Source organism: Micromonospora sp. NPDC048842, from assembly GCF_040649935.1.
GTDB classification, from domain to species: domain Bacteria; phylum Actinomycetota; class Actinomycetes; order Mycobacteriales; family Micromonosporaceae; genus Micromonospora; species Micromonospora hortensis.
Map to the genome: position 1 here is coordinate 20,633 of NZ_JBEZGK010000018.1, position 21,115 is coordinate 41,747.

General features: G+C 72.6%; 21 protein-coding genes. 15 read left to right on the forward strand and 6 right to left on the reverse strand.

The genetic code is table 11. From position 1 onward, the window contains the following. Window positions 1-189: 189 nt before the first annotated feature. Entirely contained in the window at window positions 190-1,017 is an 828-nt protein-coding gene (locus AB0C19_RS23285; protein WP_357188560.1) for a M55 family metallopeptidase, read from the forward strand. A gap of 287 nt (window positions 1,018-1,304) precedes the next feature. Beyond that, complete coding sequence (locus tag AB0C19_RS23290) at window positions 1,305-2,693, forward strand: class I adenylate-forming enzyme family protein (protein WP_357188562.1); 1,389 nt, start codon at window positions 1,305-1,307, stop codon at window positions 2,691-2,693. Here the strand turns inward: AB0C19_RS23290 and AB0C19_RS23295 are convergent. After that, complete coding sequence (locus AB0C19_RS23295) at window positions 2,621-3,307, reverse strand: 4'-phosphopantetheinyl transferase superfamily protein (protein ID WP_357188564.1); 687 nt, start codon at window positions 3,305-3,307, stop codon at window positions 2,621-2,623. The two genes, AB0C19_RS23290 and AB0C19_RS23295, sit on opposite strands and share 73 nt — an antisense overlap. A 15-nt stretch (window positions 3,308-3,322) precedes the next feature. Between AB0C19_RS23295 and AB0C19_RS23300 the strand changes: the two genes are divergently transcribed. The 12 genes from AB0C19_RS23300 (at window position 3,323) to AB0C19_RS23355 (ending at window position 14,665) form a co-directional block, all read left to right on the forward strand. Further along, entirely contained in the window at window positions 3,323-3,589 is a 267-nt protein-coding gene (locus AB0C19_RS23300) for an acyl carrier protein (RefSeq protein ID WP_203119726.1), read from the forward strand. Further along, window positions 3,589-3,834: an acyl carrier protein gene (locus AB0C19_RS23305; RefSeq protein WP_357188567.1), complete on the forward strand. Its 246-nt coding sequence runs from the start codon at window positions 3,589-3,591 to the stop codon at window positions 3,832-3,834. Before AB0C19_RS23300 ends, AB0C19_RS23305 begins: the two co-directional genes overlap by 1 nt. Beyond that, window positions 3,827-4,966: a beta-ketoacyl synthase N-terminal-like domain-containing protein gene (locus AB0C19_RS23310; RefSeq protein ID WP_357188569.1), complete on the forward strand. Its 1,140-nt coding sequence runs from the start codon at window positions 3,827-3,829 to the stop codon at window positions 4,964-4,966. The genes AB0C19_RS23305 and AB0C19_RS23310 overlap by 8 nt, the downstream gene beginning before the upstream one ends. 59 nt (window positions 4,967-5,025) lie before the next feature. After that, on the forward strand, window positions 5,026-5,553 hold the full coding sequence (locus AB0C19_RS23315) for a beta-ketoacyl synthase chain length factor (RefSeq protein WP_357188737.1): 528 nt from the start codon (window positions 5,026-5,028) through the stop codon (window positions 5,551-5,553). Further along, window positions 5,550-7,166, forward strand: coding sequence for a class I adenylate-forming enzyme family protein (locus AB0C19_RS23320; RefSeq protein WP_357188571.1), 1,617 nt, complete (start codon window positions 5,550-5,552; stop codon window positions 7,164-7,166). The genes AB0C19_RS23315 and AB0C19_RS23320 overlap by 4 nt, the downstream gene beginning before the upstream one ends. A gap of 22 nt (window positions 7,167-7,188) precedes the next feature. Beyond that, a complete protein-coding gene (locus AB0C19_RS23325) occupies window positions 7,189-8,427 on the forward strand; it encodes a beta-ketoacyl-[acyl-carrier-protein] synthase family protein (RefSeq protein WP_357188573.1) in 1,239 nt (412 codons plus the stop codon). A 75-nt stretch (window positions 8,428-8,502) separates the two neighbouring features. After that, on the forward strand, window positions 8,503-9,594 hold the full coding sequence (hppD, locus tag AB0C19_RS23330) for a 4-hydroxyphenylpyruvate dioxygenase (protein ID WP_357188575.1): 1,092 nt from the start codon (window positions 8,503-8,505) through the stop codon (window positions 9,592-9,594). A 55-nt stretch (window positions 9,595-9,649) separates the two neighbouring features. Further along, a complete protein-coding gene (locus tag AB0C19_RS23335; protein WP_357188577.1) occupies window positions 9,650-10,579 on the forward strand; it encodes a phytanoyl-CoA dioxygenase family protein in 930 nt (309 codons plus the stop codon). 1 nt (window position 10,580) lies between these two features. After that, on the forward strand, window positions 10,581-11,372 hold the full coding sequence (locus AB0C19_RS23340; RefSeq protein ID WP_357188579.1) for a DUF3050 domain-containing protein: 792 nt from the start codon (window positions 10,581-10,583) through the stop codon (window positions 11,370-11,372). Further along, a complete protein-coding gene (locus AB0C19_RS23345) occupies window positions 11,369-12,340 on the forward strand; it encodes a thiamine pyrophosphate-dependent dehydrogenase E1 component subunit alpha (RefSeq protein WP_357188582.1) in 972 nt (323 codons plus the stop codon). Before AB0C19_RS23340 ends, AB0C19_RS23345 begins: the two co-directional genes overlap by 4 nt. A 1-nt stretch (window position 12,341) precedes the next feature. Continuing rightward, window positions 12,342-13,310: a transketolase C-terminal domain-containing protein gene (locus AB0C19_RS23350; protein ID WP_357188584.1), complete on the forward strand. Its 969-nt coding sequence runs from the start codon at window positions 12,342-12,344 to the stop codon at window positions 13,308-13,310. Then, window positions 13,307-14,665: a hypothetical protein gene (locus AB0C19_RS23355; RefSeq protein WP_357188586.1), complete on the forward strand. Its 1,359-nt coding sequence runs from the start codon at window positions 13,307-13,309 to the stop codon at window positions 14,663-14,665. Before AB0C19_RS23350 ends, AB0C19_RS23355 begins: the two co-directional genes overlap by 4 nt. A 70-nt stretch (window positions 14,666-14,735) precedes the next feature. Here the strand turns inward: AB0C19_RS23355 and AB0C19_RS23360 are convergent, their stop codons facing one another. Further along, window positions 14,736-15,440, reverse strand: a complete 705-nt coding sequence (locus AB0C19_RS23360) for an SGNH/GDSL hydrolase family protein (RefSeq protein ID WP_357188588.1) — start codon at window positions 15,438-15,440, stop codon at window positions 14,736-14,738. A 39-nt stretch (window positions 15,441-15,479) separates the two neighbouring features. Further along, entirely contained in the window at window positions 15,480-16,259 is a 780-nt protein-coding gene (locus tag AB0C19_RS23365) for an exo-alpha-sialidase (RefSeq protein ID WP_357188591.1), read from the reverse strand. 421 nt (window positions 16,260-16,680) lie between these two features. Here AB0C19_RS23365 and AB0C19_RS23370 point away from each other — a divergent pair, with 421 nt between their 5' ends. Next, window positions 16,681-17,256, forward strand: a complete 576-nt coding sequence (locus AB0C19_RS23370) for a hypothetical protein (RefSeq protein WP_357188593.1) — start codon at window positions 16,681-16,683, stop codon at window positions 17,254-17,256. 21 nt (window positions 17,257-17,277) lie between these two features. Here AB0C19_RS23370 and AB0C19_RS23375 read toward each other — a convergent pair whose 3' ends face one another. The 3 genes from AB0C19_RS23375 to AB0C19_RS23385 are packed head-to-tail and all read right to left on the reverse strand — an operon-like array spanning window position 17,278 to window position 21,022. After that, a complete protein-coding gene (locus AB0C19_RS23375) occupies window positions 17,278-18,201 on the reverse strand; it encodes an aminoglycoside phosphotransferase family protein (RefSeq protein WP_357188595.1) in 924 nt (307 codons plus the stop codon). Between the two features lie 41 nt (window positions 18,202-18,242). Continuing rightward, window positions 18,243-19,466: an MFS transporter gene (locus AB0C19_RS23380; protein WP_357188597.1), complete on the reverse strand. Its 1,224-nt coding sequence runs from the start codon at window positions 19,464-19,466 to the stop codon at window positions 18,243-18,245. Further along, window positions 19,463-21,022 carry an AMP-binding protein gene (locus tag AB0C19_RS23385; protein ID WP_357188599.1) on the reverse strand — a complete coding sequence of 520 codons (1,560 nt, stop codon included), beginning with the start codon at window positions 21,020-21,022 and terminating at the stop codon, window positions 19,463-19,465. Before AB0C19_RS23385 ends, AB0C19_RS23380 begins: the two co-directional genes overlap by 4 nt. Window positions 21,023-21,115: the final 93 nt, after the last annotated feature.

Genomic DNA, 21,115 nt, shown 5'->3' on the forward strand with positions numbered 1-21,115 from the left:
GCGCCCGCGCCCGTCGATCATGGAGTTGTGGTGGGGGACAATTGCCCCTTGCCGTGACCATCCAGGCGCCACAAGTCCAAGATCGGCGGCTCTCTTTCCGACGACCGCAACTACGAGATCGGCGCGGTGGGACGGGGCTGCGCCGCGCGGGGTCGACATCGTCTCCGGAGCGCGTAGGGTCCTGGAGTCATGAAGGTGCTGATCTCGGTGGACCTGGAAGGCATCTCGGGGATCGTGCACTCCACCGAGACGAACCCGGATCGGTACGACTACGAGCGGGGCCGGGCGTTGATGACGGCCGAGGCGAACGCGGTGATCGCCGGGGTCCTCGATGCCGAACCCGACGCGGTGGTGTGGGTCGCCGACGCACACGGAACGTTTCGGAACATCCTGCCGGAGGACCTCGACCGGCGTGCTCACCTCGTGCGAGGCAAACCCCGCCCGCTGGGCATGCTCGCGGGGCTGGACGAGCAGACGGATGCCGTTCTGCTCATCGGCTATCACGCTCGGGCCGGTGCCGGGCCCGCCGTGCTGGCCCACACGATAAGTGACGCCGTTCTCGACGTACGGGTGGCCGGCCGATCGTTGGGTGAGATCGGCCTCAACGTCGCCATGGCGGGGCACCTGGACGCGCCAGTCGTCCTGCTCAGCGGAGACGACACCGCCTGCACGGAATTCAGTGAGCTGGTGCCCTCGGCTGTCACCGTCGCCGTCAAGCAGACCCTGGGGCAGGCCGCCGCGGTGGCCCTGCATCCTCAGGAGGCCCGGGAGCGGCTGCGCCATGCTGCCGCCGACGCGATCGCCCGGCGCGCCTCGATTCCCCCGGCGAAGATGGCCGGGCCGTTGGACGTCGAGGTTGACCTGTACGGCCCGTACATGGTCGACCTCGCCACTCTGGTGCCGGGCGTGACCCGCGTCGGCGGCGGTCGGACGGTCGCCTTCCACGCCGTCGACGTCGCCGAGGCGTACCGGCTGGTCCAGCTGCTGGTCCAGCTCGCCAGCATCAAACCCGGCTAGCGCCCGAGCGTCGTCCGGCTCGACCGGCGACCGCGACGCCATCGGCCGTCCGGCTGGCAGCGCGCGACGGTTGTACTAGGGGTCATGCCTCGGTGACGCTCTGCCAAGTCGCCCGCCCGATCCTGCCCGCCGAACGGGCTGTCGGCAATCCGGCTGGCCGCTGCTTTTGATCCATCCATTCGCATCTAGCAATGCCGCCGTCGGTGGTCGTATGGTTCCCCGCAGCACCCCGACAAGCGTACGTGATGGGCGGATTCGCCCTCTTTCATGCTGGGCGGTGAACGGCAGTGACGGCAGAAGATCCTACGGCGACCGACCCCGGCTGGGTGGACGAAGTCCTCTTCGCCGGCCACCCGACCGACGTTTGTCTCCGTCTGCCCGATCCCGTCGACAGGGCCACCCTGCACCGGCTGGTCACCGCCGCGCAGGACCGGTTGACCACCGCCGGACTGCGCCCCGGTGGCGCTGCGGCGCTGCGGCTGCCACCGTCGCTGGCGTACGTGGTGAACCTGCTCGCCACCTGGCGCGCCGGGGGGCAGGCGATCCTGCTCGACCACCGGCTCACCGACCACGAGGTGGACCGGGCGCTGGCCCGGTTGAGCCCGCAGGTCGTGGTCGCTCCGGTACGAACCGGTGGCGGCGCGCTGAAGATCTTCGTCGACGTCACCGAGGGCGTCACCCGGTACGCCGACCGCCCGGCGGTCAGCGGCCACGCCGTGATCCAGCTCAGCTCCGGCTCCACCGGCCCGTCCAAGGTGATCGGCCGCACCGCCGCCGACCTGGTCGCCGAGGTGCACCGCTACACCCTGATCGACGGGGTGGCGCTGCCCGGCGAGCGGATCATCCTGCTGCCCTCGATGGTGCACGTGCTCGGCCTGGTCGGTGGCCTGCTCTACGGGCTGCACGCAGGGGTCGAGCTGGTGCCGCCGGAGCGGCTCAGCGGCGATGCCGTGCTGGCCGCGATCAGCGCCGGCACCACACCGGCCACGGTGCTCGGTGTGCCATTCCACATCGGACTGCTCGCCTCCACCCGACCGACCGGGCCACTGCCACAGCTGCGGCGGATGACCACCGGGGGCGAGCTGGTGCCGGCCGCCGTCGCCCGGGCGTTCACCGACCGGTACGGGGTGCCGCTGGGCAACATGTACGGGATGACCGAGGTCGGGGTGATCGGCACCGACCTGTACGGGTCACACCGACCGTCGATCGCCCCCGTACCCGGGATCGAGGTCCGCGAGTCCGGCGGTGAGCTGTGGGTGTCCTGCCCGGCGTCGCCGTACGTCGGCCTGAGCGACCCGACCCGCTGGTCCGACGGCTGGCTGCACACCCGCGACGCCGGCACCGTCGATGAGGACTCCGGCCTGGTCACTGTGCGCGGTCGGCTCGACTCGCAGGTCTCCGTCGGCGGGATGAAGGTCGACCTGACCGAGGTGGAGGCCACCGTCGCCGAGCTGACCGGGGTTGCCGCCGCCGTGGTGGTCTGGGACGACGGCATCACCGCGTACGTCCAACCCGACGGACCGCTGTCCGAGGAGACGCTGGACGAGCTCCTCGCCGAACGGTTGGCCGGCTACAAACGGCCCCGGGCGTTGCGCCTGCTCGATCAGTTGCCTCGTACCACCACCGGCAAGCTGGTCCGCTCGACCGAGGTGCTGCGTTCGGCGGTCGCCCCGTGACCGGGCCGCTGCACCACCTCGACGTCGACCTGCGCGCTCGCCCGCGCGGCGACCGCCAGGACGACGCCCCCGCCGAGCCGCGGGTGACCGACCCGCAGGGGCTCGGCGCCGGGCACCGGCCGCAACGGCAGCCCCGGCGGTGGCATCAACCGGCGCAGCCCGCCGCCGCGCAACCCCCGCCCGAGCGCCTTGCCGACCGCCTCCTTGGCGGTCCACAGCCGCAGGAAATCCACCGTCCGGTCGGCCTCTGGCCGATCGCCCAACCAGGCCAGCTCGGCGGGCGGGAACCAGCGGCGGGCCAGCGCGAGCGCCGGCAGCGGGCGGATCCGCTCCACGTCCACCCCGACCGCGTCGGCCCGACGGGCGGCGACCACCACCAGCCCGGCGGTGCGGCTGACGCTGACCGCCAGCTCGACCGACCCGGTCACCTCGTCGACCCGGACGACCGGCCGTCCCTCGCGGTCGTGCGTCAGCACCAGCTCGGTCTCCGGGCGACCGAGCAGCAGGGCACCAGCCCGCCGCACCAGCACAGCGGCCGGATCCGGCTGACCGCCGGCGTCCCGGTCGACCCACACGTAGACGGTGTCCCGACCGGACACCGTCAGCTGAGCCACGCAGAGAGGGTATCCATGAGAGCCGAGGTCCGCGCCTTCGTCGTCGAGCAGCTCGCCGACATGAACTACGACGTCGAGGGGCTCGACGACGACACCACGCTCGGCCCGTCCGGCGTCGACCTGGAGTCTCTCGCCCTGGCCGATCTGTCCGTCCGGGTCGAGGACCGGTACGGCCTGACGTTCGCCGACGACGAGTCGGAGCAGCTCGCCCTCATGACGGTCGGCGAGTTCACCACGATGGTCGCCAACCGCGTCACCGAGGCGACGAGCGACAAAGGCTGATGAGCGGTCAGCCCGATCTGGGGCGAGCTGACCTGATGACCATGCTCGCCGAACTCACCGCGAAACCGGCTGCCGAGGTGTCCGACCGGATCGGCTCGATGGAGCTCGCCTGGCTGGTGCACCTCGTCGAGCAGCGCTACGAACGCCGGCTCGACCTCACCGACGACGAACTGGCCGGCATCCGCACCGTCGACGACGCCCTGGCGGTGTTCCGGGCGTCGCTGACCGCCTCCGCAGATGGTTGAGCCGCGCGTCGCCCAGCTCACCGGTGTGCACGCGGTCAGCGCCCTTGGGCGGGGCGCCGACGCGCAGCTCGCCGGTGTGCTGGCCGGGGTACCGGCGTTCGGACCGGTGAGCCGATTCGACACCGCCGCCCGCCGGGTCACAGTGGCGGCCACACTGCCCGAGATCGCTACCCTCACCGACGAGCTGGCCGCCGGGATCGACGCGGCCTGTCGGGCGGCCGGCCTGGACCGCGCGCAGCGCGCCGGATGCGCCCTGCTGCTCGCCGTGCACGGCGGCCCGGCCCTCGGTACGGGCCCGGCCGCCGGTGCAGGCCCGACCCTCGGTACGACGCCGGCCGTGCTCGCCGGTCAGCTTGCCGCCCGATGTGGACTCTCGGGTCACACCCGGGTCTATACCAGCGCCTGTGTGTCGGCCAGTACGGCGGTGGCCGACGCCGCAGCCCGGATCGGCCGCGGTGATGTCGAGCGGGTGGTGGTCGCGGCCGGCTACCTGGTGGAACCGGACCAGTTCGCGCTCTTCGACGCCGGCCGCGCCCTCGCTGTCGACGGGGCGGTCCGCCCGTTCAGCGCCGGCCGCCGGGGGTTGCTGCTGGGTGACGGTGTGGCCGCTGTGGTGCTGGAGTCGAGCACCGTCCGACGACGCGGTGTCGATCCGGTGGCCTCGGTGGTCGGCTGGGGGCGGGCCGGCGACGCGTTCCATCCCTGCCAGCCGGAACCCGGTGGCACCGGGCTGGCCCGCGCGATCGGCGGCGCGCTGCGCCGGGCCGGGCTGCCACCGCAGTCCGTCGGCTACGTCAACGCCAACGCCACCGGCACCGCGCAGAGCGACGCCGCCGAGGCGGCCGCCCTGCGCCGGGCCCTCGGCGGGCATGCCCCCCGGGTCCCGGTGAGCTCGACGAAGTCGGTTCACGGGCACGCGCTGGAGGCGTCCGGGCTGCTCGAACTGGTGGTCACCGCACTGGCGCTGCGTCACGGCGAACTGCCGGTCAACGCCGGCTGGCTGGGACCCGACGACTCCTGCCCCCTGAACGTGGTCAAGGACCGTCCCCACAGGACGGAAGCCACCCACGCCCTGACCCTCAACGCCGCCTTCGGCGGCGCCAACACCGCTCTCCTGGTCGGCGTCGGATGACCGCCCCCCACTCCCCGCGATCGTGCACTTTCTGCCCCGACGAATCTGACCAAGCACCCATTCCGACGACCGAAACCGCAAGATCGGCGGGGGAGAGGGCTCGGGCCTTCTGGCCCGAAGGTGGGGATATCGGGGGCAGCGCGGCGGGGGTGCCGGGGTTCGTGCACTCGGACTTCGCGCCGGTGGTGGTGGCCGTCGCCGAGCGGTGTCTGCGGCGGGGGTACGGGTCGGCGGGAATGCCCGCCGGGGTGCGGACGGGAATCGTGCTGGTCACCGCCAGCGGTGATCTCGCCAGCGCCCAGCACGTACGGGCCACCGTCGAGGCCGGCGGACGGATCGGCCCGCTGTTCTTCTTCCAGTCCGTGCCCAACAGCGTCGCCGGGCACCTCGCGGCCCGCTGGGACCTGCGTGGCCCGGTGGTCTGCCTCAGCCCGACCGGCGACCCGTACACCGACGGTGTCGCCGAGGCCGACCTGCTGCGCGACGACGGCGACGCCGACGAGGTGTTGCTGATCCTGATCGAACAGGCACCCGACGGGCCCACCGAGGCGGTCGCGGTGCTGCTGGGGGGAGGAGCACGACCATGAGGACACGGGGACTGCGCGGCGCACTGGCCGCCGACACCGAGCTGGGTGCGGGCAACGTCCTGGCCCGGGTGCTGGCGCACGGCGCCGACCCGGACGGGCTCGGCCTGACCTTCGACACCGCCGTCGACGGGCACCCCGCCGAGACGCCGCTGACGCTGGGGCGGCTCGACGAGCGGGTCGCCGCCCGCGCCGCCTGGCTGCACGAACAGGGGGTACGCCCCCGCGACCCGGTCGCCGTCTGGGCCACCGCCGCCGCCGACATGGTGCTCAGTTACCTGGCGCTGGCCCGGCTCGGGGCGATCCCGGCGCTGATGAACGGCAAACTCCGCCCGGAGATCGCCGCCGAGTACATCCGTCGGCTGCGGGGCGTCGGTGTGCTGGCCGACGACGAGCACACCGCGCTGCTGGCCGGGCACGACCTGGGCGTACCAGTGCTCGGCACCCCCGCGCAGGCAGGCACGGGCGACCCGGCCACGGCCCCTGCGCACTACCGGCACCACCCGGACGACCCGATCGTGATCACCCACACCTCCGGGACGACCGGGGTGCCGAAGGCGGTGCTGCACTCGCACGCCAGCCTCTTCGCGGCCACCCGGCACCTGCTCACCATGCCGCAGGCGCAGGGCACCACCCGGATCCTCAACGCGCTGCCCGCACCGCACACCGCCACTGTGCTGATGGTCAACCAGGCGCTGGGCAACCGCGCGCAGATGTTCCTGCTCTCCGAGCAGGGCGGCGAGCGGGTGCTGGACGCCATCCAACGCTGGCGCCCCGACGGGGTGTTCGGTTTCTCGGTCACCTGGGCGGAGCTGGCCCGCTTCGACCTGTCCGGGTACGACCTGGACTCGGTGCGGCTGTGGTTCAACACCGGCGACGCCTCGCACGAGCCGCACATCCGCCGCCTGGTCGCTGTCGGTTGGCGCGACACCATCACCCGCGACGGGGTGGCGAAGGTGCCCGGCTCGGTCTTCATCGACGGGCTGGGTTCCAGCGAGATGGGGCACTCGATGTTCCACATCACCCACCGCGCCGACACCGACCGGTACGGCCGCTGCATCGGCCGCCCGTACCGGTTCGCCACAGTCGCGGTGCTCGACGCCGACGGCGAGCCGGTGCCGGTCGGCGAGGTGGGTTTCCTGGGCATCGACTCACCGTCGCTGTTCCGGGGTTACTGGAACGACTCGGTCACCACCTACCGCTTCCGCCAGCGCGGCTGGTACCTCACCGGTGACCTGGTCCGCGCCGACGCCGACGGCCGCTACTACCACCTGGACCGGGCGGTGGACTCGGTCGACGCCGGTGACGGGCGGCGCTTCTACACAGCGCTGTCCGAGGAGCGCATTCTCGCCGCCTGCCCGGACGTCACCGACTGCACAGTGGTGATCGTCGCCGAGGCCGGCGCGGTCGTCACCGACGTGCTGCTCGAGTTGGCCGCCGGCGCCGACGAGGCCGAGGACCGCACCGAGCGGGTCCGCGCCGCCCTCGGACCGGACGTCGGCGCCACACTGCGCAGGGTCGTGCCGGTGCGCTCCGCCGACATCCCGGTCACCGTGACCGGCAAGGTCCGCAAGGTGGTCCTGCGCGAGCGCTACCTCACCGAGGCCACGTCATGAGCGAGCGAAGCGGAGCGGCGGCGTGACCGCGTTGATCACGGGGATGGGTCTGTTCACACCGGTCGGGCGGGGCGTCGAGGAAACCTTCGACGCGCTGACCACGGGCCGGTCCGGGCTGACCCGCCCGCCCGAGGGGCACCCGGCGAGCACGTCGCTGGACGTGGCCGGCCTGCTGCCCGACATCGACCCACGCACAGTCGCGTCCGGGCCGGAAACCCGGGTGCTGGACCGGATCGTCGTCCTCGCCCTGCTCGCCGCCGCCGACGCTCTGACCGACGCCGGCATCGAGGTGGGCCGCGACGTCGACCCCGACCGGATCGGTGTGATCGTCGGTGGGGTCGGCGGAATGGCCACCCTTGAGTCGCAGGTGCTGGCGCGGGCGGCCCGGGGTCGGGCTGCGGTCAGCCCGTACCTGCTCACCGGGATCCTGCCGAACATGCCGGCGGCGCGGATCGCCATCGCGCACGGCATCCGGGGCTACAGCTCGTCGGTCGGCACGGCCTGCGCCTCCGGCGCCCAGGCGGTCGCCGACGGGGTGCGGCTCATCGCGACCGGAGAGGCCGACGTGGTGCTCTGCGGGGCCAGCGAGGCACCGCTCTTCCCGACCTTCGCCGACACCTTCGGCAACGCGCGGGCGTTGGCGCGCGCCGGCACCGACCCGGGCCGGGCGAGTCGGCCGTTCGACACCTCCCGCAGCGGGTTCGTGCTGTCCGAGGGTGCCGCGCTGCTGGTGCTCGAACGCGCCGAGCACGCCGCGGCGCGCGGCGTCGCCGGGTACGCCGAGGTGGCCGGCCACGGCGCGACGACTGACGCGTACCACCCGACCGCCCCGCGCCCGGACGGCGCCGGCGCGGCGGCGTGCATCCGCCGGGCGCTGCGCAGCGCCGGTGTGCCGGCGGCGGCGGTCGGCTACGTCAACGCGCACGGCACCGGCACGAAGCTCGGTGACGTCGCGGAGACCACCGCCCTGGCCGACGTCTTCGGCGTCGGCGGTGTGCCGGTCAGCTCCACCAAGGCCCTCACCGGTCACCTGCTCGGCGCGTCCGGGGTGCTGGAGGCGGCGGCCACCGCGTTGGCGCTCGGTCGGGGGCTGCTGCCGCCGACGTACCACCTCGACGATCCGGATCCGGCCTGCCCGGCGGACCACATCCGTGGCACGCCCCGCAAGGCCGACCTGGAGTACGCGGTCACCAACTCGTTCGGGTTCGGCGGCCAGAACGTGAGCCTGCTGCTGGCGCGCGTCGCCGAGCCGAGGGGGTGATCGAGGCGGCATCCCGGGCGGGGTGTGCCCGGACGGCAACGCAGGGGGAATCGGGTGGGAAGGGTTTCAGGGGACATGGACATCCGTGGTATCGACCACATCGAACTCTACGTGGGGGACGCCCGACAGGCGGCCTTCTACTTCAGCACCGCCGTCGGCTTCGAGATCTGCGGCCAGGGTGGTCCGGAGACCGGGCTGGCGGGGCAGCGCTCGCTGCTGCTCTGCCACGGCGACATCCGGTTGCTGCTCACCTCCGGGCTGAGCGCCGAGCATCCGGCGTCGCGGTACGTGCAACGCCACGGTGACGGCATCGGGGTCGTCGCCGTCGAGGTCGACGACGTGTCGGCCGCGTACGCCGAGCTGGTGGGTCGGGGCGCGACCGGGGTGACGCCGCCGACCACCCGCACCGGCGCGGACGCCGAGGTGGTGATCGCCGAGGTGGACGGCTTCGCCGACGTGCGGCACCGGCTGGTGCAGCGCCGGGGCGAGGGAGGCGAGTTCCTGCCCGGCGCCATCACCGCGGCGGCGTCCACGACGGACGGCCACCCGCCGGTGCTCGCCGAGATCGACCACCTGGCGGTCTGCGTGCCGCCCGGCCAGCTCGACGAGACGGTCCGGCACTTCGAGGCGCTGTTCGACTTCGCGCAGATCTTCGAGGAGCACATCGAGGTCGACGGGCAGGGGATGAACTCCAAGGTGGTGCAGAGCCCGTCCGGGCGGGTCACCGTGGTGCTGCTCGAACCGGACCGCACCCGGCGGCCCGGGCAGATCGACGCGTTCCTCGACCAGCACGCCGGTGGGGGAGTGCAGCACCTGGGGCTGCGCACCGACGACATCGTCGGCGCGGTCGAGGCGCTGGGCCGGCGTGGGGTGCGCTTCGCGGGCACCCCCGCCAGCTACTACGACGCCCTGGAGGCGCGGGTCGGTCGGATCGACGCCCCACTGCACCGGCTGCGTGAGCTGGGTGTGCTCGTCGACTCCGACCACGACGGCCAGCTGTTGCAGATCTTCGCCGAGTCGATGCACGTGCGTCGCACGCTCTTCCTGGAGCTGATCGAGCGGCGCGGCGCGCGGGGCTTCGGCAGCGGCAACATCAAGGCGCTCTACGAGGCCAAGGAGCGGGAACTGGCCGCCGTGGCGGCCACGCCACAGGGGGTGGGGGCGTGAGCGCGAGGAGTGAGCCGGGTTTGCGAGCCCCGCAGTCGCGAACCAAGGAGGCACAGTGACCGCAACGGAGTACGAGCCGACGTTGACCGCCGAGGAGCGGGCGCTGCTGCCGTCCGACGACGACGTGCGGCACTACGCCGAGCACGGCTGGTACCTGTCGGGAAAGGTGTTCACCGACGAGGAGGTGGACGCCCTCGCCGCCGCCACGCAGCGCTACTACGACGGGGAGCGGGACCGGCGGCTGCCGGTACGCCCACCGAAGCTGGCCTACTGGGAGCAGTCTTCGGGCCCGGTGCAGCGGCACAACGACTATGTCCACCACGAGCACGACGGGCTCGGCGCGATCCTGCGCAAGCCGCTGCTCGGCGCTGTCGCCGCCCGGCTCGCCCAGGCCGACGAGATCCGGGTCTTCCAGTCCACGCTGATCTACAAGCCGCCGATCTCCGGTGAGCCGAGCAACATCGTGCCCTGGCACTTCGACAAGCACTACTGGGCGTCCTCGTCGTCGGAGAAGATGCTCACCGCGTTCGTCCCCTTCCACGACTGCGGGGAGGAGATGGGCACCATCACGATGGTCGACGGTTCGCACCGGTGGAAGGAGATCGGCGCCGACGACACGGTGGTGCGGCACTTCGCCGACCGGGACCGCAGCCAGCTGGAGGAGATGCTGGCCGAGAACGCCGCGTACAACGGCGCGGAGATCCGCAAGATCCCGATGGTGATCCCCAAGGGACACGTGAGCTTCCACCACTGCCGCACCTACCACGGCAGCGGCCCCAACGTCAGCGGCCGTCCCCGACAGGCGATCTCGCTGCACCTGCAGGACGGCGACAACGCCTGGCGGGAGTATCCGCTCTCCGACGGCACGCTCGCCGCGTACAACCACGACGTGCTGGTCCGCCGCACCCACGACGGGCGGCCGGACTACGCGGACCCCGACTACTGCCCGGTCATCTGGCGCCACCGCGCCCAGCAGGGAGGCTGACATGTCACGGTACGACTGGGGTAGGACCCACCCGGGCATCGAGCGGTTGGAGCAGGCGGTGACCGACCGGCGCGACGCCGTGGTCAAGCACCCGCTCTACGCCAACCTCGACACCCACGAGGCGCTGGTCACCTTCATGCAGCACCACGTCTTCGCGGTCTGGGACTTCATGTCCCTGCTGAAGTCGCTGCAACGGCAACTGACCTGCGTCACAGTGCCGTGGATCCCGACCGGTCCGACCGGCAGCCGCCGCCTCATCAACGACATCGTCATGGTCGAGGAGAGCGACGAGCTGGGCGGCGGCTACATCAGCCACTTCGAGCTGTACGTGCAGGGCATGGCCGAGGCCGGCGCGGACACCACGGCGGTGAACGCGCTGGTCGACCTGCTGCGCGCTGGCCGACCGGTCACCGAGGCGCTCGCCGAGGCCGGGGTGCCGGCCGCGTCGGCGCGGTTCGCCGCGACCACCTGGCAGATCATCGAGTCCACCCCGGTGCACTGCCAGGCGGCGGCCTTCGCGTTCGGCCGGGAGGACCTGATCCCGGACATGTTCACCCAGGTCGTGTCGGTCAACGAGCACAGCAACCGGCTGCACACCTTCGTCGACTACCTGCACCGGCACATCGAGGTCGACGGCGAACAGCACACCCCGATGGCCATGCAGATGCTCGCAGACCTGTGCGGCGACGACGACAGCAAGTGGCAGGAGTGCGCCGACACTGTCAACACCGCCCTCGCCGCCCGGGCCCGGCTCTGGGACGACATCCTGGCCGCCATCAAGGGGCCCGCGTGACCGACGCCGACCCGGTCCTGCTCTACCGCACGGTCCGGCTGATCCGCCGGTTCGAGGAACGGGCGGTGGAGCTGGTCCACGGCGGGCAGATCGTCGGCGGCATCCACCCGTACCTCGGCCAGGAGGGGATCGCCGCCGGCGTCTGCGCCGCGTTGGACGCCGACGACGTGCTCGCCGGCACCCACCGCGGGCACGGGCACGTCCTGGCCCGTGGGGCCGACCCGGCCCGGATGCTCGCCGAGTTGTGCGGCCGGGTCACCGGCCTCAACGCCGGCCGGGGCGGCTCGATGCACGCCGCCGACCTGAGCATCGGCGTGCTCGGCGCCAACGCGATAGTCGGCGCCTCCGGGGCGATCATCACGGGTGCGGTCTGGGCCCACCGTCGCCGGGGCCGCGACACCGTAGGGGTGAGTTTCTTCGGCGACGGCGCTGTCAACGAGGGGATGCTGCTGGAGGCGTTCAACCTGGCCGCGCTCTGGCGGGTGCCGGTGCTGTTCGTCTGCGAGAACAACGGTTACGCCACCACCATGCCGGTCGCCGGCGCGGTGGCCGGCAGCATCGCCGGCCGGGCCGCCGCGTTCGACATCCCGGCCGTCCAGGTCGACGGTCAGGACCCCGAGACGGTACGCGTCGCCGCGTGCGCCGCCGTCGACCGGATGCGGGCCGGCGGCGGCCCCGAGCTGATCGAGGCCCGGACCTACCGCTTCGACGTGCACCACACCTTCGAACACGCGGTACGCCTCGACTACCGGCCACCCGACGAGGTGACCCGTGGTCGGGCCCGGGACCCGGTGCGCATCCAGGGGGAACGCCTTACCGACACCGACCGCGCCGCAGTGGACGCCGATGTCGAGGCGACCCTTGACGCGGCGGTGCGGTTCGCCCTGAGCAGCCCGGAACCCGACCCGGCCGACGCGATGACCTACCTGTACGCCAGCGGCCTGACCGCCCGCACCGGAGGTGGTTGAGGTGCCCCGACTGTCGTACCGCCGGGCGCTGACCCGGGCGCTCGGCGACGAGATGGCCCGCGACGAGGCGGTGTTCCTGCTCGGCGAGGACGTCCAGGTCGGGGCGTCGCTGGTGACCACCGGGCTGGCCAAGCGGTTCGGCACTGAACGGGTCCGTGACACCCCCCTGTCGGAGCAGGCGTTCACCAGCTTTGCCACCGGGGCGGCGCTGGCCGGGCTGCGGCCGGTGATCGAGTTCCAGATCCCGTCGCTGCTGTTCCTGGTCTTCGAGCAGATCGTCAACCACGCGCACAAGTTCCCGCTGATGACCGGCGGCCAGTGCAGTGTCCCCGTCACCTACCTGGTGCCCGGCTCCGGCTCGCGTACCGGGTGGGCCGGGCAGCACTCCGACCACCCGTACAGCCTCTTCGCCCACGTCGGCGTGGTCACAGTCGTGCCGGCCACCCCGGCCGACGCGTACGGGCTGCTGGTCACCGCGATCCGCCACGACGACCCGGTGGTGGTGTTCGCGCCGGCCGGCGCGATGGACGTGCGTGACGACGTCGACGACCTGGCGCCGGTGCCGCTGGGCCGGGGCCGGATCCACCGCTTCGGCGACGACGTGACTGTGGTCGCGATCGGGCACCTGGTGCACGACGCGCTCGCCGTCGCCGAGGAGCTGGCCGATCAGGTCTCGGTGGAGGTCTTCGACCCGCGCACCCTGTACCCGCTGGACATCGACGGTCTCACCGAGTCGGTGGCCCGCACCGGACGCCTCGTGGTGCTCGACGACGGCAACCGTGCCTGCGGAATGGCCGCCGAGATCATCGCGAGCGTGGTGGAGCGGGTCCGGCTGCTCGCCCCACCGCGCCGGGTCACCCGCCCGGACGGGGCGGTGCTGCCGTTCGCCCCGGCCCTGGACCGGGCCGTCCAGCCCGGCCGGGACCAGCTCGCCACCGCCATCCACCTGACAATGAAGGACGGATCATGATCGACCCGAACTATCCGTGGCCAGCGGCCGACCGGGCCTGGACCGACCTTCCGGAGCCGGCACGTCGGGCCATGGTGGCCAGTGGGGCGGCGGCCTGGGAGCAGGTCTTCCACGGCCGGGCCACCTACAACAAGCAGTGGCGGTTGGCCCGACCCCCGGTGCTCACCGCCGACGCCTGGCGGGAACTCAACGAGGTCTGCGACCGGCTCGCGCAGCTCATCCTCGACGCCTGCCGGCGGCGCGCCGGCACCGCCGGTGAGCTGCGCCGGCTGCTCGGCGTACCGGCGGGGGAGACCCGGCTGCTGGACGAGGCCGAGCCGCTGACCGAGGCGCTGCTGGCCGCGTACCGCCCGGACGTGATCTTCTCCGCCGGGGTGCCGAAGTTCGTCGAGTACAACATCGACAGCAGCCTCGGCGGCGGGTTCGACGCCGACACCGTCATCCAGCGGTACGAGGGCCTCTATCGGGAGCACGGCATCCTCGACGGCCTGCCGGTGCGGGCCGCGCCGTCGCTGTTGGACCAGCGGTTCGTGGCGATCCGTGAGGAGCTGCGCCTGCCCGACGGCGCCCGGGTGGCGCTGCTGATGGACTTCGACGGCGACTATCCGGGCCTCGACGACCCGCAGACGTTCATCCGGATCCTCGACCCCCTCGCCGTACGGGCCCGCGACTTCGGCATCGATCTGGTCATCGCCCCGGTCGCCACCGCCGCAGTGGACGCCGACAACCGCCTGGTCGTCGACGGCGCGCCGGTCGACGCGCTGTTCCGGTTGTTCGTGCCCAACCGGGTCACCCCGACCGCCGGCCTGGACGCGGTGACCGTGGCCCTCGCCGCCGGCACCCTACCGATGTTCGTGTCGGCGGCGGCCTGGCTGCTGGGCAACAAGACCACGTTCGCCTGGCTGTGGGAGGACGTGGACGGGCTGCCCGCCGACGACCAGACACTGATCCGCCGGCACGTGCCGTACACGGTGCCGTTGACCGCGGCGGTGCTCGACCGGGCCATCGCCGAGCAGGCCACGCTGGTGGCGAAGCCGGCCGACGGTTCGGCCGGGCACGGTGTCCTGCTCGGCCCGGAGCTGAGCGCGGCCGACTGGGCCGACGGTGTGCGCGCCGCCGTCGACCAGGGCGGCGCCATCCTCCAGGAGTACCTGCCGACGGACCGGGTGTCGATGGACTTCGTCCAGATCGAGACCGGTGAGACGGTCACCGCCGACGTCCCGTACTCCCTGGCCCCGTACCTGTTCGGTCGGCACGCCTCCGGCGGCCTGGCGAGGGTCGGCTACCCCGGCTGCGATGGCATCCTCAACCTGGCCCACGGCGTCCTCCTCACCGGAATCCTCCTGACCGACTAGACCCCGGCCCCACGCGGTGATCAAGAGGTTTCGGTCAACGGAGGCCAGCTTCCTGACGCAAACCTCTTGATCACCGAGGCGAGGGGTGGTGAGGCGACGGGTGGTGGAGCCGGGGGGAGAGGGTGCGGAGGGTTTGGGCTGTCGCTATGGCGTCGCTGCGGGCGCTGCCGTGGCGGCCGTCGGTGCTGTAGAGGGTGGGGTCGGCCGTCAGGGGATGGTCGGTCAGGTGCACGTGGATCGTGTTCAGGCGCTCGGCGAGGGTGGCCGTGTGGGCGGACAGGCGGCGCATGCGCTCGCCCAGACCGGGCCGGAGGTGCTCGGGCACCGCTGGGCTGTGCGAGACGTCGAACATGCCCACTGTGATCACGTCGGCGCCCACGTCGCGCAGCGCGATGATCATCGCGGTCAGCTCGACGTCCACCGCCTCCGCGTCGTACGCCGGGTGAAAGGCGTCGTTGCCGCCGCAGACGACCAGCGCGAGGTCCGGTGCGAAGGCCAGCGCCGGGGCGAGCTGGGTGGCCCGCACCTGGTGCGCGCGCAGCCCGCGTCGACCCAGATTCTGGTACGCCAGCTCGGGGCACACGGCCGTCAGCTCGGCGGCGACCCGGTCGACCCACTGCACGTCCGGGTAGCCCGGTGTCGGCTCACACATGCCCTCCACGACGCTGTCGCCGAGCGCCACGAATCGCCGCCACTGGTGCCCGTGCAGCAGTTCGGTGGCCTCCCCGGGGCCCAGACAGTGGGGGTCCGTCGATTCGGTGAGCGTCGATGGCATTCCGGCACGCTAGCCGACCGCCGGGCTGCCGGGCCAGGCTCAGCCGGTCAGGCTGACCTCGGCCAGGTAGACACAGGTCTGCCCCTCGTGCGACGAGTAGTAGCTCACCCACAGCAGGTCGTCGTGCCAGACCAGGCCGGGGTAGCTGGTGTCACCACCGGACGGCAACGCGACCAGCTCGGTCAGCTCCCCCCGGCCCGGGTCGACGACGCAGATCGCGGTGCGGACCTCGCCGTCGTGCAGGCGCACCCCGGCCAGCAGCAGCCCGTCGGGCAGTCGGAGCAGCGTCGGCCCGCCCACCTGGACACCCAGATCCGTCCAGGCCCAGTCCCGGTACGGCGGCATGGCCCTGCCGAGCTGCGCGCTCGCGGTGCCCGCGTCCCGCCGTAGCAGGCAGAGGGCGGTGCCGTCCGGGGTGAAGACCAGACCGGACTCGTTGGGGTACCCGTCCTCGAACAGCGTCGGCACCCACTGCCGCAGGTCCACACCGTCGGTGCTGCGGTAGAGCCGGGCGAACCTCGGCTCCCGGGTGGCGTAGCCGACGCCGTACATCGCGTCGTCGTGCCAGGCCGCCCGCCACACCCAGACGCCCGGCTCACCCACCGGGGTCGGATCGCCCCAGGTGTGCCCGTCGGTGGAGAGCCAGGTCACCGTCTGGAACGCCTTGATGGCGGCACCGGTGGCGGCCGCTGCGAGCAGTTGCAGCCGCCCGTCGGGTCGCGTCACGAAGCGCGGATCACGCAGGTCGGTGCCGGCCTGCGCGATGACCGTCGCGGAGGTCCAGGACCGGCCGTCGGTCGACGTCAGTACCCGGATCACGCCGTCGTCACTGAGGTGGGTGCGGGCCTCCCGGAAGGCGCAGAACCAGCTTCCGGCGTACCGGACGAGGTCGGTGAACGCGCTGTGCGGCGCGCTGTCGCCGATCCGACGTACGGCGGTGACTTCGCCGGTGCCATGCGCAACCCGTTCCGGATCACCATCGAACCGCAGACCAACGGCGGCGGGTGGGTGACGACGTCATACGCGGCGGCCTCCAGGTGTGATGACGACGGTCGACGCTAGCCAGCCCCCGCCGACGCCCGGGCGACCAGCAACCGAACGTCCGACGAACAACGCACGGGCACTGTCGGATTGGCGTCGTGGACGACGCGGCGTCGGCGAGCTGGGGTGGGCTGCTGGCACCCAGCGCCCACGATGGGTGGTGGGCCGACGGCAGAACCCATCGGCGAGGGGAGTGACGATGCTCGGTTCGTTCCTGCAGGCCCTCGCGACGAAACTGGTCGAGGAGATCCTCAAGCTACTCGTTCAGTGGCTGGCGCCGAAGGCACTGCGGTCGGTGCCGCACCGCGCCTCGCCGAACTGCCCACGCTGCGGCGGGTACGGTGTCCGCCGCTGGGCGCCCGGCGGCATGTGGATGTTCCTGCCGTCGATGCTGGCCTTCGCCTGGGGCTTCGGTTTCACACTGCTCGGTGTGCCGGTGGTCGTGCTCACTGTGGTCGCCGTGCTGGTGTCCGACGGCGTCGGTGGAGTGCCGACGGCGCTGCTCGCGCCGCTCGGCCTGCTCGTCCCCGCCGCGCTGATGATCGCTGGCGCGTTCGGCCTGGCGTACTACCACAGCTACCCACCGAAGTGGTGCGCCCGCTGCCACGGTCGGTGGCCACGCCGAGACCGGGACGAATACCTCCGGGCATCGGCCCCGGTGGTGACCTGCGGCTGCGGTCAGCGGCTCCGAGTGCCCCGAACGGCAGCCGGGACGCGACTCCGCTGCCCGCGCTGCCGTACCGAACACGCCACCCCGGCTGCCGCCGGGCGCTGACGGGCCGGGGCCTCCACAGGTTCAGCGCGCCACACTGTGCTCGGCGAGAAGTTCGCCGAGCACCCGCCCGGCCCACTCGGCCTTGGCCGGGTCCCCATTGTCCACTGTGATCAGGGCCTTCCACAGGGCCCAGCCTCGTCCTCGGGCCCAGGTGGCGTCGTCGAGACCGAGCGCGGCGCGGAAGGCGGCCCGGCTGGGGCCGTGTAGCAGGGTCCAGGCGATCACGGTGTCGCAGGCGGGGTCGCCCACGCCGGAGCAGCCGAAGTCGATGACCGCGGCGAGCCGGCCGCCGCGCACCAGCAGGTTGCCGTCCGCGACGTCGCCGTGGAACCAGACCGCAGGCCCGGTCCAGGTGGCGTCGAGGGCGGCCTGCCAGATGCCGGTGACGACGTCGACGGGCACCCGGTCGCGATGCGTCTCGATCGCCGCCCGGGTCTCGGCGTCGTAGGTGGACAGCGGACCGCCCCGCCAGGCGCTGTGCGGGCCGGCCGCCGGGCCGTCGGTGGCGTCCACGCCGCGCAGGGCGCGCAGGAAGGCGGCGAGGTCGGTGGCGAACCGGGACAGGTCGTCGATCCGCTCAGCGTGGGCGGTCCGCCCGTCGATCCACCGGTAGACCGACCACGGGTACGGGTATCCCGCCCCGGGCCGTCCGTGACCGAGTGGGGTCGGCACCTCGACCGGCAGCTGCGGCCCGAGCACCGGCAGCCAGCGCTGCTCCTTGGCGACCTGGAGGGCGTACCCGGCGCCGCTGGGCAGCCGCACGCTCATCTCCTCACCCAGGTGGAACGTGCGGTTGTCCCAACCGTCGACAGCGACGGGGCGGATCGGCAGATCCGCCCACCGGGGAAACTGCGCGGCCACCAGCCGGCGGACCACTGCCACGTCGATCCGGTCGGCCACGGGATCGTCGGTCACGGGGTCGCCCGGCGGCGGCTGCGCGTTCATCGGTCCGAGCCTGCGGCAGCCGCGCCGGGCCCGCAACGGGTTTACCGGGTGGCGAGCGGGCTGGGCCGCGCCGGTGCCTCCGGGCCGGACGTCCTGGTCAGCAGCGGGTACGCGGTGACCACCAGGCACGCCGCCGCCATGGTCAGCAGGGCCGGGGTGAGACCGAGGGCGTCCACCGACCAGCCGCCGAGCAGCGCGCCGACCGGCAACCCGACGAACGCCAGCGAACCGGCGATGCCGATCACCCGGGTCTGCAACTCCGGCGGCACCCGCTCGTAGAGCGCCACCCCGAGCAGCGGGTTGACCGCCGCGATGCCGATTCCGGACAGGAACGTCACCACGAGCACCACAGGCAGTTCGTCGCTGATCGCCAGTGCCACCAGCCGGGGTGTGCCGGCGATCAGCGCGCCGACCAGGAACGTCAGCCGCCGGGGCAGCCGAGGCCCGAGCGCTGTGAACACCAGGTTGCCCAGCAACGCGCCCGCCGAGAACGCGGCCAGCACGAGGCCGAGACCGCTCGGGCCGGGCAGCTCCCGGGCGACCCAGACCGGGATGTAGACGGCCACGCTGGCGTTGGCCACCATGTTCAGCGCCGAGATGACGGCGAGCATGCCGAGCAGCGGCCGGTCCCGGGCGAGGTAGCTGAAGCCACCCCGCAGGGCGCGCAGGTAACTTTCCGGCTGCGCGGGTTGCGCCGGAACGGCCGGCGGGCGGACCAGGACGCCGATGAGCAGCGCACAGACGCCGAAGCTGGCCGCGTCGATGAGGATCGCCTCGGTCACTCCGAAGACGGCGATCAGCAGGCCGCCCACTGCGGCGCCGAACAGTGTCACCACCCGGCTGAGCCCGTCGTACGCGGAGGTCAGCCGGATCAGCGGCACTCCGGCGGCCTCCGCGACCGGGCGGAACATCACGTGCTTCACCCGGTCGCCGATGCCCCGCAGCGCGCCGGCCACCGCGACGAGCGCCACCAGCGGGACGAACCCCAACCAGGGGGTCAGCGCCACGACGACCATCACCACCGCGCTGCCCGCGTCGCAGAGGATCGAGGTACGGCGCAGGCCGATCCGGTCCGCCCAGGGCGTGCCCAACGCGCTGGACAGCAGGTATGGCAGGGTCTCGGCGAACGCCACAAGGCCCATCTTGGTGGGGCTGCCGGTGGTGACCAGCACCAGCCACGGAATGGTCACCACCGAGATGCGGGTGCCCAGGTTGGAGATCAGGTCGGCGCTGACCAGGACGACCAGTTGTCGGCGGGGGGTCACGCCCCGACCGCCGCCGCCCGACGGGCCGCGTACCGTGCGCGCAGCGCCCGCTTGTCCACCTTCATGGACCGGTTCACCGGCAACCGGTCGACGAACTCCACAGCGGCCGGCGCCCACATCTCGTTCAGCTCGGCGGTCACCAGGTCGATCAGCTCCGCCCCGGCGACCGTCGCGCCCGGGGCGAGCACCACGTACGCGTACGGCACCTCGCCGGCCGTCTCGTCCGGTACGCCGATCACGGCGGCGGCCCGTACCCGCGGGTGCCCGGCCAGCACGTCCTCGATGGGGCGGCAGAAGATCGGCCAGCTCCGTCGTTGCGTGAGGATCGCGTCGTCTGCCCGGTCGACCAGGTAGAGGTAGCCGTCGTCGTCGAGGTGACCGATGTCGCGGGTCCGCACCCAGCCGTCCACGAGCGTCTGCGCTGTCAGCTCCGGCTGGCCGTGGTAGCCGGCGAAGCTCAGCCGGGTGTGCACCCACACCACGCCGTCGCGGCCGGTCGGCAGCACGGTGCCGTCGTCGCCGCGGATCTCGATGCGCACGTCACCGTAGGGCCGCCCGCAGGAGCCCAACCGCTCCGGGTGCTCCGGATCGTCGGTCAACCCGGGTAGCGCGGTGATCACGACGGCCTCGCTGAGGCCGTACACGATGCGCAGCACCGGGCCGAACCGCGCGATGGCCTGGCGCAGCCGGGCGGGCGCGGCGGGCCCGGCGCCCACGTTGAACATGAACATGGCGGAGAAGTCCGCGCCGACCAGCGCCGGGTGGTCCAGCACCTCGTAGAGCATCGGCGGGGTGACGAAGGTCGAGTTGATCCGCTCCCGTCGCACGGTGTCCACGAAGGCCACCGGGTCCCAGTCGTCGCGCAGGAACAGCACCCCGCCGGTGAACAGGTTGAAAAGTGAGGTGATCTGCCCGCTGGCCAGCCACATCGGCGAGTGCGACAGGTGCCGCAGCAACGGGAAACCGGCGGCGCGGAAGTCGGCGGCCAGGGTGAGGATCTGGGCGTAGAAGCTCTCCCGGTGGTGCACCAGCTTCGGGCTGCCGGTGGTGCCGCTGGTCTGCAGGAACGACTCGGGCGCCGGCACTGACGCCGGCAGCTCCGCCACGTCGGTGTCGGCGGTGAGGTCGGGGCCGGCGCCGCCCGCGCCCAGACAGCAGACCGGTGTGCCGGGCAGCGCGGCGGCCAGCTCCGGGCCCAGACTGGCCCGGTCCCGGGCGTCGTAGACCAGGGCGTCCGGGCGGGCCAACCGGATGAACTCGTCGACCTCCCGGCGCGCGGTCACCGGGGCGACCCACATCGTCCGGCAGCCGAGCAGATGCAGGGCGAGTTGCAGCAGGGGACCCTCCACCGCGTTCGCGACGGTCACCAGCACCGCCGACCCGGGACGTACGCCGTGCCGGGTCAACGTCGTTGCCATCGCCCGGACCCGCGCGGCGGCCTCGGTGTAGGTGAGTCGCCGATCGGCGCCGACCACCGCCTCCCGGTCGCCGAATTCGGCGAAGAGGTCCAACACCCTGTGCACGTAGGTAGTGGTGTGCCCGGGTCCGTCAGTCATCCGGCAGCCCCCATCCGAGAAAGCGGCGGTCCCCGGGCAGCTCCCGGTGACGACGCGACGGTGGCGCGCATGGGCGACCGCACCGCCGCCGCC

Bases quoted from the DNA above. Each gene is read 5' to 3' on its own strand.
- AB0C19_RS23285 (WP_357188560.1), top strand. From the start codon at position 190: ATGAAGGTGCTGATCTCGGTGGACCTGGAAGGCATCTCGGGGATCGTG.
- AB0C19_RS23300 (WP_203119726.1), top strand. From the start codon at position 3,323: ATGAGAGCCGAGGTCCGCGCCTTCGTCGTCGAGCAGCTCGCCGACATG.
- AB0C19_RS23305 (WP_357188567.1), top strand. From the start codon at position 3,589: ATGAGCGGTCAGCCCGATCTGGGGCGAGCTGACCTGATGACCATGCTC.
- AB0C19_RS23310 (WP_357188569.1), top strand. From the start codon at position 3,827: ATGGTTGAGCCGCGCGTCGCCCAGCTCACCGGTGTGCACGCGGTCAGC.
- AB0C19_RS23320 (WP_357188571.1), top strand. From the start codon at position 5,550: ATGAGGACACGGGGACTGCGCGGCGCACTGGCCGCCGACACCGAGCTG.
- hppD (WP_357188575.1), top strand. From the start codon at position 8,503: ATGGACATCCGTGGTATCGACCACATCGAACTCTACGTGGGGGACGCC.
- AB0C19_RS23340 (WP_357188579.1), top strand. From the start codon at position 10,581: ATGTCACGGTACGACTGGGGTAGGACCCACCCGGGCATCGAGCGGTTG.
- AB0C19_RS23355 (WP_357188586.1), top strand. From the start codon at position 13,307: ATGATCGACCCGAACTATCCGTGGCCAGCGGCCGACCGGGCCTGGACC.
- AB0C19_RS23360 (WP_357188588.1), bottom strand. From the start codon at position 15,440: ATGCCATCGACGCTCACCGAATCGACGGACCCCCACTGTCTGGGCCCC.
- AB0C19_RS23370 (WP_357188593.1), top strand. From the start codon at position 16,681: ATGCTCGGTTCGTTCCTGCAGGCCCTCGCGACGAAACTGGTCGAGGAG.
- AB0C19_RS23375 (WP_357188595.1), bottom strand. From the start codon at position 18,201: ATGAACGCGCAGCCGCCGCCGGGCGACCCCGTGACCGACGATCCCGTG.
- AB0C19_RS23385 (WP_357188599.1), bottom strand. From the start codon at position 21,022: ATGACTGACGGACCCGGGCACACCACTACCTACGTGCACAGGGTGTTG.